The sequence below is a fragment of the Actinosynnema pretiosum genome (genome assembly GCF_002354875.1).
Taxonomy (GTDB): Bacteria; Actinomycetota; Actinomycetes; order Mycobacteriales; family Pseudonocardiaceae; genus Actinosynnema; species Actinosynnema auranticum.
Genome location: NZ_CP023445.1, coordinates 4,060,186 through 4,072,369, shown reverse-complemented (window position 1 = coordinate 4,072,369; position 12,184 = coordinate 4,060,186). Strand labels below are relative to the sequence as shown.

General features: G+C 75.7%; 16 protein-coding genes. 8 read left to right on the top strand and 8 right to left on the bottom strand.

Annotation, left to right across the window (positions count from 1 at the left end; translation table 11 throughout):
- Window positions 1-4: 4 nt before the first annotated feature.
- Together CNX65_RS17475 and CNX65_RS17470 are read left to right on the top strand one after the other, a co-directional pair.
- Window positions 5-793 (top strand): exonuclease domain-containing protein, encoded by a 789-nt coding sequence (locus tag CNX65_RS17475; protein ID WP_015802230.1) that lies wholly within the window; start codon window positions 5-7, stop codon window positions 791-793.
- Window positions 794-807: 14 nt separating this feature from the next.
- Window positions 808-1,440 carry a hypothetical protein gene (locus CNX65_RS17470; RefSeq protein WP_096494397.1) on the top strand — a complete coding sequence of 211 codons (633 nt, stop codon included), beginning with the start codon at window positions 808-810 and terminating at the stop codon, window positions 1,438-1,440.
- Here the strand turns inward: CNX65_RS17470 and CNX65_RS37880 are convergent.
- The gene (locus CNX65_RS37880; RefSeq protein ID WP_157767702.1) at window positions 1,412-2,953 is read right to left on the bottom strand and encodes an MFS transporter; all 1,542 of its coding nucleotides are present in this window, start codon (window positions 2,951-2,953) and stop codon (window positions 1,412-1,414) included. The two genes, CNX65_RS17470 and CNX65_RS37880, sit on opposite strands and share 29 nt — an antisense overlap.
- A gap of 45 nt (window positions 2,954-2,998) precedes the next feature.
- Here CNX65_RS37880 and CNX65_RS17460 point away from each other — a divergent pair, with 45 nt between their 5' ends.
- The gene (locus CNX65_RS17460) at window positions 2,999-3,763 is read left to right on the top strand and encodes a DeoR/GlpR family DNA-binding transcription regulator (RefSeq protein WP_157767701.1); all 765 of its coding nucleotides are present in this window, start codon (window positions 2,999-3,001) and stop codon (window positions 3,761-3,763) included.
- 112 nt (window positions 3,764-3,875) lie between these two features.
- Here the strand turns inward: CNX65_RS17460 and CNX65_RS17455 are convergent, their stop codons facing one another.
- Complete coding sequence (locus CNX65_RS17455) at window positions 3,876-5,102, bottom strand: FAD-dependent oxidoreductase (protein ID WP_096494393.1); 1,227 nt, start codon at window positions 5,100-5,102, stop codon at window positions 3,876-3,878.
- Between the two features lie 93 nt (window positions 5,103-5,195).
- Between CNX65_RS17455 and CNX65_RS17450 the strand changes: the two genes are divergently transcribed.
- Window positions 5,196-6,188, top strand: coding sequence for a helix-turn-helix transcriptional regulator (locus tag CNX65_RS17450; RefSeq protein ID WP_096494391.1), 993 nt, complete (start codon window positions 5,196-5,198; stop codon window positions 6,186-6,188).
- Window positions 6,189-6,206: 18 nt separating this feature from the next.
- Here the strand turns inward: CNX65_RS17450 and CNX65_RS17445 are convergent, their stop codons facing one another.
- Entirely contained in the window at window positions 6,207-6,467 is a 261-nt protein-coding gene (locus CNX65_RS17445) for a helix-turn-helix domain-containing protein (RefSeq protein WP_015802224.1), read from the bottom strand.
- A gap of 46 nt (window positions 6,468-6,513) precedes the next feature.
- On the opposite strand from CNX65_RS17445, the gene map reads away from it, so the two are divergent.
- The gene (gene map, locus CNX65_RS17440) at window positions 6,514-7,308 is read left to right on the top strand and encodes a type I methionyl aminopeptidase (protein ID WP_096494389.1); all 795 of its coding nucleotides are present in this window, start codon (window positions 6,514-6,516) and stop codon (window positions 7,306-7,308) included.
- Here map and CNX65_RS17435 read toward each other — a convergent pair.
- Together CNX65_RS17435 and CNX65_RS17430 are read right to left on the bottom strand one after the other, a co-directional pair.
- Window positions 7,268-7,981, bottom strand: coding sequence for an SDR family oxidoreductase (locus tag CNX65_RS17435; RefSeq protein ID WP_096494387.1), 714 nt, complete (start codon window positions 7,979-7,981; stop codon window positions 7,268-7,270). The two genes, map and CNX65_RS17435, sit on opposite strands and share 41 nt — an antisense overlap.
- Window positions 7,969-8,646 carry an alpha/beta fold hydrolase gene (locus tag CNX65_RS17430; protein ID WP_096494385.1) on the bottom strand — a complete coding sequence of 226 codons (678 nt, stop codon included), beginning with the start codon at window positions 8,644-8,646 and terminating at the stop codon, window positions 7,969-7,971. Before CNX65_RS17430 ends, CNX65_RS17435 begins: the two co-directional genes overlap by 13 nt.
- A gap of 179 nt (window positions 8,647-8,825) precedes the next feature.
- On the opposite strand from CNX65_RS17430, the gene CNX65_RS17425 reads away from it, so the two are divergent.
- Window positions 8,826-9,602 (top strand): DddA-like double-stranded DNA deaminase toxin, encoded by a 777-nt coding sequence (locus tag CNX65_RS17425; RefSeq protein WP_096494383.1) that lies wholly within the window; start codon window positions 8,826-8,828, stop codon window positions 9,600-9,602.
- Window positions 9,599-10,081 (top strand): hypothetical protein, encoded by a 483-nt coding sequence (locus tag CNX65_RS17420; RefSeq protein WP_096494381.1) that lies wholly within the window; start codon window positions 9,599-9,601, stop codon window positions 10,079-10,081. The genes CNX65_RS17425 and CNX65_RS17420 overlap by 4 nt, the downstream gene beginning before the upstream one ends.
- A 19-nt stretch (window positions 10,082-10,100) precedes the next feature.
- Here the strand turns inward: CNX65_RS17420 and CNX65_RS17415 are convergent, their stop codons facing one another.
- Window positions 10,101-10,748: a TetR/AcrR family transcriptional regulator gene (locus tag CNX65_RS17415; protein ID WP_096494379.1), complete on the bottom strand. Its 648-nt coding sequence runs from the start codon at window positions 10,746-10,748 to the stop codon at window positions 10,101-10,103.
- A 12-nt stretch (window positions 10,749-10,760) separates the two neighbouring features.
- On the bottom strand, window positions 10,761-10,937 hold the full coding sequence (locus tag CNX65_RS35450) for a hypothetical protein (protein WP_177154610.1): 177 nt from the start codon (window positions 10,935-10,937) through the stop codon (window positions 10,761-10,763).
- A gap of 26 nt (window positions 10,938-10,963) precedes the next feature.
- Here CNX65_RS35450 and CNX65_RS17410 point away from each other — a divergent pair, with 26 nt between their 5' ends.
- On the top strand, window positions 10,964-11,488 hold the full coding sequence (locus CNX65_RS17410) for a CGNR zinc finger domain-containing protein (protein WP_096494377.1): 525 nt from the start codon (window positions 10,964-10,966) through the stop codon (window positions 11,486-11,488).
- 71 nt (window positions 11,489-11,559) lie between these two features.
- Here the strand turns inward: CNX65_RS17410 and CNX65_RS17405 are convergent, their stop codons facing one another.
- The gene (locus tag CNX65_RS17405) at window positions 11,560-12,138 is read right to left on the bottom strand and encodes a hypothetical protein (RefSeq protein WP_096494375.1); all 579 of its coding nucleotides are present in this window, start codon (window positions 12,136-12,138) and stop codon (window positions 11,560-11,562) included.
- Window positions 12,139-12,184: the final 46 nt, after the last annotated feature.

Below are 12,184 nucleotides of genomic sequence, written 5' to 3'. Positions count from 1 at the left end.
GCCGATGCACAGCCCTGCTGCCACCGGGTCGTGGGCCGACGGCCCGCTGCTGGCCCTGGACCTGGAGACCACCGACGTCGAGCCGCGTCGGGACCGGATCGTCACCGCGTCCGTGGTCGTGATCACGCCCGGCGCCGAGGGGGCGAAGCCGGACGTGCGGGTGCGGACGTGGTTGGCCGATCCGGGTGTGCCGATCCCGGCGTCGGCGACGGCGATCCACGGGATCAGCACCGAGCAGGCGCGGGCCGAGGGGCGGCCGGTGGGTGAGGTGGTGGCCGAGGTCGAGGCGCTGCTGGCCGAGTTGTGGACGGCGTCCACTCCCCTGTGCGCGTTCAACGCGCCGTTCGACCTGACGATGCTGGACGCGGAGCTGCTTCGGCACCACGGGCGGTCGTTGCGGGTGTCGGGGCCGGTGGTGGACCCGTTGTGCGTGGATCGGGCGTTGGACCCGCGTCGGGTGGGCAAGCGGACGTTGGGTGCGGTGTGCGAGCACCACGGGGTGCGGTTGGAGGGCGCGCACACGAGTGCGGGTGACGCGTTGGCGGCGGCGCGGTTGGCGTGGAAGTTGGCTCGGGTGCACCCGGTGGAGGTGGGTGGGATCGCGCTGTCGGAGCTGCACGAGCGGCAGGTGGGGTGGTTCCGGGAGCAGGAGCTGGTGTACGCGGCCGGGGTGGATCGGCGGATCGACCAGGCGGAGGCGGAGGGGCGGGACTCGTCGTGGTTGCGGCGGCGGGCTGCGGCTGTTCGGCGGAACTCGGAGTCGTGGCCGGTGCTGCCGGAGTCGGAGGGGTAAGTAGCCTGCGCGTCGTGGACGGGGACGTGCGGGATCTGCGGCGGTTGGTGTTCGTGCTGGACAAGGTGGAGCGGGTGGTGCCGCTGGTCGCCGAGTCGTCGGGGTTGGCGGTGGTGCGGGAGCGCAGTCCGCTGTGGGCCGACGACCAGCGGGTGGGGTCGGCGGGGATGAGCGGTGCGGTGTGGGGGGCGTTGCGGGAGTCGGTGCGGTGCCTGCGGGCGGCTCGGCGGTCGGCGGTGCGGGAGGTGCGGGCGTCGTCGGACTCGGACGTGGGGTTGGAGTGGGTGGCGCAGGGGGCGTTGCTGCGGCGGGCGTTGGAGTGGGCTTGTCGGGCGGTGTGGTTGGTGGAGCCGCCTCGGCCCGAGCGGTTGGCGAACCTGGCGCTGGAGGCGCCGGACCCGGTCGTGGTGGTGCGGCGCGGGGGTGAGTCGTCGCCAGCGGTGGGTGCGGACGTGGCGCAGGACGTGTGGTTGGTGTGCGGTGGTGAGCCGGTGGAGCTGCCGGTGGCGGAGTTGGTGGGGCAGGTCGTGGGTGGTGGGGCGCGGGAGCGGGCGGACGTGCCGCTGGTGGCTGCGGCGGCGACGGTGCTGATGGTGCTGGGGCGCGGGTTGGAGCTGGTCAAGGAGCGGTCTCGGGCTCCGTACTGAGGCGGGTGGTGTGGAAGGCGGCGAGGACGGCGTTGTCCTCGTAGCCCAGTGCCATGGTGGTGGTCTGGGCGGCGGTGAAGTGCTGGACGCGCTGGCCTTCGGTGAGGTCGATGGTGGTGGGGTCGACGTCGAGGTGGGTCCAGTAGGTGTGCTCGTACCCGTAGGTGCGGCGGGTCGAGGTGATGTGGTGCAGGTGGTGGGCGGGGATGGTGAGGCCCATCTCCTCGTTCAGCTCGCGGGTGGCGGCTTGGCGTGGGGTTTCGCCGGGGTCGAGGTGGCCGCCGGGGATGCACCAGGTGTTGGGGTGCGGGATGCCGGGTTTGTCGTCGCGGAGTTGGAGCAGGACGGCGCCCTGGCTGTTGACGAGGATGATCTGGACGCCTTCGGGGGGTTGGCGTCGGGTGCGGGTCGCGGCTGCGGTGGTGGCGGTGAGCAGGGCGAGTGCGGTGAGGGTCCACGGGATGGCGTGGGGGCCGGTGGTGGTGATCAGGTGGCCGGTGGCGGGTGCGGTGATGAGCGGGCCCGCGAGTGCCGCGGTGAGGATGTGGGTGGCGCCTCGGCCGTGGGGTGAGCCGGTGGTGTGCCAGGCGATGACGGCGGGGAAGACCGGGGCGATGGCGAGTCCGGTGAGGGCGTAGCCGGCTGCGGCGGTGGTGGGGTTGGTGGTGAGCAGGCTGGTGGCCGCCGCGGTGGTGAGCGCGGCGAGGGTGATGGTCGCGGGGTGGGTGCGGCGGAGCAGGGGCGCGGTGGCGAGGCGGCCTGCGGTGAGGCCGAGCCAGATGAGCGCGGGTGCGGCGGTGGTCCAGGTGGTGGTGAGGGTCGTGGTGGCCGCGAGGTGGGTGGTGGCCCATCCGGTGGCGGCGCCTTCGAGTGCGACGTAGCCGAGCAGGGTGGTGGCGAGGAGCGTGGTGGTTCCCCGTCTTGGTGCTCGGGGTTCCCGGGTGTGGTGGGTTTCCCCGGTGCTGCGCAGGGTGGTCGCGGCGGCGAGCAGGGCGAGGGTGAGGGCGGCGCAGGTCCAGTGGGACGTGCGGGGGTCGGTGGGGTCGGTGGCCGCGATGAGGGGTGTGGCGGTGGCGCCGAGGCCGAAGGTGGCGCTGACGGCGGTGAGGGTGGCGGCTCCCCCGCGTCGGGTGGCGAGGGTGAGGTTGAGGACGAGGTCGGCCGCGCCGAAGCCGGTTCCGATGAGGAGCAGGCAGGTGAGGGCGGTCGGGAGGTTCGGGGCGAGGGGTAGTGCGGCGCTGCCGGTGGTGGCGAGTGCCGCGGCGGTGGCGAGTTGGGGGCCGGGTGGGGTGTGGCGGAGTGCGCCGGTGGTGGCGGCTCCGAGGGCGGAGCCTGCGGCGAAGGTGGCCAGGAGCCAGGCTGCGGTGGTGGGGGTGAGGTGGAGTCGGGCGCTGAGGGTGGGCAGGGTGGGGCCGGTGGCGCTGGCGAGGGCTCCGAGTGCGAGGAAGCCGAGTGCTGCGGTGGTGAGGAGGGCGCGGCGGTCTCGTGCGGGGTTGTCGGCAGATTTCGGCACGGTTCGACAGCAAACCGTGCATACTTCGGCAGAGTCAAGTGGCGCGTGGACGTGAGGGTGGTGCGGGTGTTCGCTCGGGAGCGGCAGGAGCGGATCGTGGCGGAGCTGCGGCGGGACGGGCGGGTGGAGGTGTCGGCGCTGGCGGTGCTGCTGGGGGTGTCGGAGGACACCGTGCGGCGGGACCTGCGGGCGCTGTCGGAGGCCGGGCACCTGCAGAAGACGCACGGCGGGGCGGTGGCGCTGGACACCGGGCGGATGGGGTGGTCGGCGCGGGCGGAGGTGGCGGGGGGCGCGAAGCGGGCGATCGCCGAGGCCGCGGCGGGGTTGGTGCGGCCGGGGCAGGTGCTGCTGCTGGACGCGGGGTCGACGGTGCTGGCGTTCGCGGAGGCGCTGCGGGTGCGGCCGGTGACGGTGGTGACGAACTCGCTGGACGTGGCGGGGGTGTTCGACGGGGACGGGTCGGTGGCGCTGTCGGTGACGGGCGGTCGGTGGGATCCGGTGGCGCGGTACCTGGTGGGGTCGGCGGCGGTGGGGGCGCTGGGGCGGTACCGGGCGGACTGGGCGGTGCTGGGGGCGTGCGCGCTGGACGTCGAGGTGGGGCTGACGTCGGTGAGCGAGGCGGACGCGGACGTGAAGGCGGCGATGGCGGGGGCGGCGCGGCGGGTGGCGGTGCTGGCGGACTCGACCAAGCACGGGCAGGTGGCGCCGCACTTCGTGCTGCCGCCGGGTGGGGTGGACGTGCTGGTGACGGAGGACGGTGGGGCGGGGGCGCGGTGGGGTGAGGCGGGGGTGGAGGTCGTGGTGGCGTGAGCGGGTTTTTGCGGTTTTGTGCCGGGGTGGTGGTGCGGGGTGCCTGACGGGGGGTGCTCGGCGTGGGGTGGACCGCGGGGGCGCTCCCCCGCGGTCCACCCCGTCGGCCGGGTCAGCGCCGTAGGCGGGTGGCGGCGGCCAGGAGCGGGGTCGCCAGGCGGGTGGCGGTGGCGCCGAGCGGGGTGGTGGTGGCCTGGATCAGGCGGATGACGCGCATGGCCGCGGTGAGGGCCTCCGCGCCTCGCAGGCGCATCCCCTCCTCGAAGGCGGCGATCGCCTCCACGAGCGGGGTGTCGCGGCCCAGGTGGGTGACGAGGTCGGCGGCGTCGCGGATGGCGGCGCCCGCGCCCATGCCCGCGGTGGGCGGGGTGGCGTGGACGGCGTCGCCGAGGGCGGTGACGCGGCCCGGTCGCCAGGGGGCGAGGTCGGCGGCGCGGGTGGGGGCGGCGTTGAAGCGGAACGCGGCCACGCTGTCGGGGTCGGAGCGGGCGATGACCTCCAGGGTGTGCTCGGCCCAGCCGTGGTGGCGGTAGCGGTCGAGGAGGGCGTCGCGCAGGTCGGGGCCGTGCAGCGTGCGCAGGGCGGTGGTGGCGGGGGTGTCGGGGAACATGGCGCCCCAGATGTAGGTGGGGCCGGTGGTGGTGGCGGCGCGCAGGTCGGGGGCGTCCAGGGCCGCGTTGCCGACGGGGTCGAGGAACCCCAGGTAGAGGGCCGCGCCGCGGGGGCCGATCGACATCTCCGAGCGGGGGCCGAGGCGGCCTCGCCCCGCGGGGGTGAGGTCGGCGCGGGGGGTGCGGCCGGAGAAGCCGGTGATGCCCGTGGGCTGGTTGGTGGGGCCGCCCGCGAGGTGTCTGGCGATGGTGGAGTGGGCGCCGTCCGCGCCGACGACCAGGTCGGCGCTCTCGGTGGCGCCGTCGGCGAACAGCAGCCGGGGGTTGCCGTCGGGGTCGTGGTCGACGCCGGTGACGTGCCGTCCCAGGTGCAGGTCGGGGCCGACGGCGTCGGCGAGCAGCAGGCGCAGGGTGACGCGGTCGACGTCGACGCTGGGGTTGTCGGCGAGGTCGGGGCCGCGTCCCAGGAGCCTGCCGCGGTGGTCGCGGTAGGCGTCGGGTTCGCGCAGGCGCAGGGCCGATCCGGACGCGAGCAGCCTGCGCAGGGTGTGCTGGGGCACGAGGTGTTCCAGTGCGTCCAGGGCCCGGCCGTCGAGGGTGATGTGGTAGCCGCCGGTGGCGGTGACGTCGGTGTCGCGGTCGTGGACCGCCACCTGGTGCCCGGTGCGGCGCAGGCCCGCGGCGAGCGCGAGTCCTCCGATTCCGCCGCCTGCCACGAGGATGCGCATGGTGGTGTCCCCCTTCGGGTTCGGTTGGTCGGGGGGTGACGGTGGCAGGGGTGGTGGTCACCGGGTGTCCACTACCGGCGGGAGGATGGTCGGGTGGCGAGCACGGCGCACCGGGCGTTGCGGTTGTTGTCCCTGCTGGGGTCGCGCGGGGTGTGGCCGCTGCGCGAGTTGGCCGGGCGGTTGGGGGTGAGCGGGCGGACGGTGCGGCGGGACCTGGAGGTGCTGCGGGGGCTCGGGTACCCGGTGACGTCGGTGCGGGGGCCGGACGGGGGTTACCGGTTGGGGTCCGGGGGCGGGGTGCCGCTGGTGTTCGACCGGGAGCAGGCGCTGGCGGTGGCGGTGGCGCTGCAGACGGCTCCGGGCAGCGTGTCCGGGTTGCGCGAGGACGCGGAGCGGGCGTTGGAGACGGTGCGGTCGGCGGTGCCGGGGGTGCTGCGGGAGGCGATGGAGTCGGTGCGGGTGACGCGGTTGCGGAACCACTGGGAGTTCCCGGCGCCGCCGATCGACCCGGACGCGCTGACGGCGGTGGGGGTGGCGGTGCGGCGTCGGCGGGTGCTGGTGGTGGAGGTGCTGCGGGCGGACGGGTCGCGGGCGTGCCCCGGTGACGGGGACTTCGTGGCGGCGCGGGCGTTCGAGCCGCAGCACCTGGTGGTGTGGGCGGGGCGCTGGTACCTGGTGGGGTGCGAGCCCGGTGGTGGGGGGTGGCGGGTGCTGCGGGTGGACCGGGTGCTGGCGCGGCCGACGACGGCGGGGTTCGTGGCGCGGGAGGTGCCGGGTGGGGATCTGGCGCGGTTCGTGATGGGCAGTCCCGACCGGGGGGACAGCCCGGCGCGGTGGCAGTGCTCGGGGAGCGCGCGGGTGGCGCTGCCCGCGGGGGTGGTGGCGCGGTGGGCGCCGGGTGGTTCGGTGGTGGAGCACCTGGACGAGGGGCGGTGCCGGTTGGTGCTGGGCGCGTGGTCGTGGGCGGGGGTGGCGGGGATCCTGGCGACGTTCGACGCGGAGGTGGACCAGGTGCGGCCGGTGGAGCTGGTGCGGGCGTGCCGGGTGGTGGCGCGGCGGTACGGGGCGCTGGCCGAGGAGGGGTGAGGCCGGGGTGGGCGGGGGTCAGGCGGTCAGGCGCTGCTCGGTGTGCAGTGCGCGGTGCAGCTGGTCCAGGGACAGGCCGACGGCCTCGGCGAGGGCGGCGACGGTGAAGAAGGCCGGGGTGGGGATGCGGCCTCGTTCGATCTTGCGCAGGGTTTCGACGGAGATGCCCGCGTGGGTGGCGATCTGGGACATGCTGCGGTCGCCGCGCGCGGCGCGCAGGAGTTCGCCGAGGCGTTCACCGCGTTCGCGGTCCGACTGGGTGAGGGGCTGGCGCACCATGCTGTGATAGTAATACCGGTATAACTATCACGGCATGGAGTTGTGGATGATCGAGTTGAAGTCCGCTGGCGAGCTGGACGCCATGCGGGCCGCCGGGCTGGTCGTCGCGGACGCGCTGGCGGCGGTGCGGGAGCACGCGGCGGTGGGCGTGTCGCTGCTGGAGCTGGACGAGGTCGCGGCGCAGGTGCTGCGGGACGCGGGCGCGGGCTCGTCGTTCCTGGGCTACCACCCGGCGTTCGCGCCCACCCCGTACCCGGCGGTGGTCTGCGCCTCGGTCAACGACACCGTCGTGCACGGCGTGCCCACCGGCTACCGGCTGCGCGAGGGCGACCTGCTCAGCGTGGACTGCGGCGCGCACGTGGACGGCTGGCACGGCGACTCGGCCACCAGCTTCGTCGTCGGCCTCCCCTCCCCCGCCGACCTGGCGCTGATCGACACCGCCTGGGAGGCGCTGGCGGGCGGGATCGCGGCGGCGGTGCCGGGCGGGCGGCTCGGGGACATCTCGCACGCGGTGGGCAGGGTGGTGCGCGGCGCCGGGTACGGGATGCCGCGCGAGTTCGGCGGGCACGGCATCGGCCGGGCCATGCACGAGCCGCCGGGCGTGCCCAACGAGGGCCCGTCGCGGCGCGGCCTGGAGCTGCGTCCGGGCATGGTGCTGGCGATCGAGCCGATGGTGCACGCGGGCGGCCTGGACGCGCTGGTCGCCGACGACGACGGCTGGTCCCTGCGCACCGCCGACGGCAGCCGCGCCGCGCACGTGGAGCACTCGGTGGCGGTCACCGAGGACGGTCCGCGCGTGCTCACAGCCCCCCGGCCGAGCGCAGCACCGCCCCGGTCGTGAACGAGGCCTGCGGGGAGAGCAGCCACGCCACGGCGGCGGCGATCTCCTCGGGCTCGCCGGGCCTGCCCAGCGGGATGGCGGCGGCGACCCGGTCCGGGCGGTCGGGGACCCCGGAGACGCGGTGGATGTCGGTGCGCACGGTGCCCGCCGCGACGGCGTTGACCCGCACCCCGCGCGGTCCGAGCTCCTTGGCCAGGCCCACGACCATGGCGTCGACGGCGGCCTTGCTGGCCGCGTAGTGCACGTACTCCCCCGGTGAGCCCAGCGTGGCCGCGGCGGAGGAGATGGCCACGAGCGCGCCGCCCTCGCGCAGGTCGCGGGCGGCGCGCCGGGCGCACAGCAGGGCGCCGACGACGTTGACGTCGACCACGCGCCGCAGGTCGCGCACGTCCAGCTCGGCGAGCGTGCCGACGGGGCTGGTGGTGCCCGCGTTGGCGACCGCGCCGGTGAGGGCGCCGAGCTCGGCGGCGGTGTCGAAGAGCCGGTCGACGTCGCCGGGGTCGCTCGCCTCGGCGCGCACGGCGATCGCGCCGGTCTCGGCGGCCAGGGCGTGGGCGGCGGCGGTGTCGGCGCGGTAGGAGAACACGACCTGGCCGCCGTCGGCGGAGAGCCTGCGCACGATCGCGGCCCCGATGCCCCGGCCGCCGCCGGTGACGACGGTCAGGCCAGCCACGCGCCCACCTCCCGGTCCACGGCGCCCGCGCGCTCGGGGGTGTCGACCATGTGGGCCAGGTCCGGCAGGTCGAGCAGGCGGGCGTGCGGGAGGGCGCGGGCGAGCGCGTTCTGGCCGGGGACCATGGCCGGGTGCTCCTGCGCGCCGCGCACGATCAGCACGGGGGCGGTGATGGCCGGGGCGACCCGGAGGTCGCGCTCGACCTCGCGGGCGCGGGGGGACCACTCGTAGTGCGGGTCGTTGACGGTGACGACGGACAGGGCGTCGGTGGCGGGGTTGACCACGGCGACCCGGCGCACCGGCACCAGGGCCCTGGCGGCGGCGAGCAGCGCGATGTGGCCGCCCGCGGAACCGCCGACCAGGTCGACGGGGTCGTCGGGGACGCCGAGCTCGGCGCGCAGGTCGGCCAGCGCGTCGGGGAGCGCGGCGAGGGCGGTCTCCACGAGCGGGGCGTAGCGGTCGACGAGCACGTCGGGGCCCTCCGGGACCGGGGGCAGCGGGAGGTGGGCGCGCCAGGCGTCGACCTCCCGCAGCGGGAGCGCCTCGGCCATCGCGGCGGGGCTGCCGGGGGTGCCCAGCAGGTGCCACAGCAGGACCAGGCGGTTGCCGGTGCGCGGCGGCAGGACGACGCAGTCCAGGCCCGCCGCGGTCGCGGTGATCGTCATGGGGTCAACGTAGGGCGCGGCGGGCGGGGGTGGTGTCCGCCGTGCGCGGAACCTGCGGGCGGGGTGGGTCGGGTGGAGTGCGGGTGGGGGTGTGGTCGCTCGACGGGGTGAAACAGGTGCGACTCTCCCAGCCGGCTCGTCTGCCGCCGCCACGATGACCGGCCAGGAGGTGGGCCGGGTTGTCGTTGCGGGAGGTGGCCGCCGCGCTGGAGCGGGTGGTGGGGCTGGCCGGGAGCGTCGACGCTGAACTGGCGGTGGCGGGCGAGTGCGCCGAGGCGATGCGCGCCCTGGTCGAGCACGCCGCTGCGGGCAGCGCCGGGGACGAGGTCGCTCTGCTGCGCGCCGAGCACGCCGTGTTCGCCGCCGAACTGGAGCGGCTGCGGGGCGTGCTGGAGTGCGGGCGCGGGCTGGTCGAGGGGTACCGGACGCGCCTGCTGGCCGACCTGTCCCCCGCTGTCCCGGCCCCTGCGGCACGTCCGGTGGAGCGGCCCCAAGCCTGCGGCGCGGTGGCGGCCGCGACCGGGGATCGCTACCCGGCGGGCAGCGAGTGGGCGATGCCGCTGGTCACCCGGCCGTACTCGGCGGCGCGCAGCGGGGTGCCCTTGGAAGGGCACGTGCGGGCGCTGGCCCCCGAGTCGCACGTCAGCCACACCTTCACCCCCGGTGCAGGCCGGTGGTCCGAGGAGGCGTGGCAGCGCATCGACGAGGCGGGACTGCCGCAGTGGGCGCTCGACGTGGCCCACCACGTCGAGCCCCAGGCCATTTCCTGGATGCGCGAGGCGCGCGTGCGTCACGCGATGGTCGTGCTCAACCGGCCCGCCTGCGGGATCGAGCACGGGCTGGGTTGCCACCAGGCGCTGCCGCTGCTGCTGCCGCGCGGCTACCGTCTGACCGTGGCGAGCACCCTCGGCGACCGCCCCCACCTGGCCCACTACGACGGGAGAGCGACGACGTGAGCACGCTGATCAGCCCGCACCACAGCACGATCGTCCTGGCCGGGCGCGCCTTGGACGAGGTGTCCGGTCTGGTCGCCGAGCTGACCGCGTGGAACACCGCCCACGGGGCTGCGACGCCGTGCCTGTGGCGGGTGGTGATCGAGCAGGACGACGGCGCCGAGTGGGGGCGGCCCGCCCCGACGCGGTGGTTGGACGTCGGCTTGGCCGGGGAGTCCGGCGCGCTGCGCTGGACCTCTCCCGATGGGGTGGCCGTGCCCGTGGACACCACTCGCGGAAGCGGCGCCGCCGGGTTCGGGGTGACGCGGTACGCCTCCGACCACTCCGGGCAGCCCTGCGGGGTCAGCGACCTGCTCGCCGCACCGCTACCCGTGGTGTGGGCGGCGCTGGACGGGCTCCTGGGCGACCGTGACCGGCCGCGACTGCCCGCGCCGTGGGGTTGGCGACCGGCGCCGCGCGGACGGGCCCTGCTCACGCCTTGAGTTCCACGACCGGCGCGCCCTAGCCGAGCCCGGAACCGCCCCCGCCCCGCCCGTCCTCCGGCCGCTCCACCGCGGCCCGGAACAGCCCGAGCCCCAGGTCCACCGGGTCGTTCAGCCCCACCTCGCCCAGCGCCTCCTCCGGCAGCGCCAGCAGCGAGATCGCCACCCCGAGGAAGTACGCGTCCAGCAGCGCCGCGTCCTTCGCCGACCCCGGCAGCCCCGCCACCCGGTGCAGCGCCGCGCCCGCCCCGGCGTTCGCCACCACCATCCGCCCCAGCGCCTCGCGCACCCCCGGCCTGCGCACCGCCTCCAGGTACAGCTCCACCATCGCCAGGAACTGCGTCGGGTCGTCCGCCACCGCGCGCCGCAGCAGCGCCGGGTACAGGCCGGCGACCTGGTCGGCGGACACGCCCGGCGGGGTGGTCGCGCGCAGGCGGTCCACGGCCTCGGTGTGCAGGGAGGTCATGCGGGCCGCCGCCGCGCCGAGCAGGGCGTCCCTGGTGGGGAAGTAGTTCTTCGTCGTGCCCTCCGGCACGCCCGCGCCCCGGTCGACCGCCCGGTGGGTCAGGCCGCGACCGCCCTCGGCGGCCAGGACCGCGATGGCCGTGTCGCACAGCAGGTCCCTGCGGTTCGGATCACGGCGGGTCGGGTCGCGGCGGGAGGTCACGGTGAGCAGACCCTAGCCGACACGGCCGGGGGACGTCGTGCGGACGCGGGGGCTCGCCACCAGCGCGCCGCGCTCCAGCACCAGCCACGCGCCGCACGGGCAGCGGCGGTAGGCCACGGGGCCGTGGGCGTCGGCCGGGTAGGCGGGGTCGTCGACGGGCCAGCCGCAGTGGGGGCATCTGGTGTTCACCCGTCCGAGCATGATGTCATCGTTCAGTGCACTTCAACCCTTACGGCGGCGCGGCGGCCCAGATGGCGGCGACGCTGGTGAACCTGGACCGGGACTGCTCGCCCGAGCGCCTGCTGGACGTGCTGCGCACGCTGGACTACAAGCCCGTCGGCACGCTCGACGCGGGCGGGGCGCGGGCGCTGCTGGACTGGGCGCGACGGCTGGAGCGGGTGTTCGACGACCCGCGCGGCACGGTCGGGCTGGTCAACGAGCTGCTGGCCGAGACCGCGACCCGCCCGCACATCTCCACGCACGACGGCCGCCCCCCGCACCTGCACTTCGCGCCCGCCGAGCTGCCCACGCAGGAGCGGGTGCGCGCGTACACGGCGGCGGGGGTGGCGCACGCGGTGTGCGACGCGCCGGACCGGCTCGGGCGGTGCGCGGCGCCGGGGTGCGCGGTGGTGTACGTGGACACCTCCCGCAACGGGCGGCGGCGGTTCTGCTCGACGCGGTGCGCGAACCGGGTGCACGTGTCGCTGCACCGCTCGCGGCGCGGGGCCGACGAGGGCTGAGCGCCTGCGGGGCGGCGCGCACCCGCGCGGGACCGGGCGCCGGTCGGCCGCGGGTGCGCGCCCCCGTGGGGTCAGCCGACCAGGCGGGCGTACTCGTAGCGGGTGGAGCCGTTCTCGTCGCCGTTGTGCTGCCTGCCGACCATGACCTCCAGCTCCCCCGCCTTGGAGCTGCTGCTGCTCTCCTTCTGCGGGTCGGTCCACCGGCGGCCGGTCAGCGTCACGGCGCGCCCGGCCACGCTCAGCTGGGCGGTGGCGTAGCGGGTGGAGCCGTTCTCGTCGCCGGAGTGCTGCCTGCCCACCAGGACCTGGTCGGTGGCCGCGGAGAACAGCGAGTTGCTCTCCTTCTGGAAACCGCTCCAGGTGGGCGCGCTGACCGCGGCGATCTGCGAGTCGATCAGGATCAGCGCGCAGTAGTAGGTGGTGGTGCCGTTCTCGTCACCGCCGTGGGCGCGCCCGATGAGGACCTGGTTGGTCGGGCAGGTGAAAGCGGTCCCGGCGGACTCCTTGATCTTCTCGGTGTACGCGTCGATGACGACGATCTGGGCGCTGGAACTGGTCTCGGCGGCGGACGCCGTGACGGGCATCGCGGCGAGGAGACCCGCTGCTGCCAGCGTGGACGCCATCGCCGTCGTGCTCGGGAAGCGGCTCACAACAATTCCTTCCAAGTGATGTGGAAAGCGGTCGTGAAACTTCTGA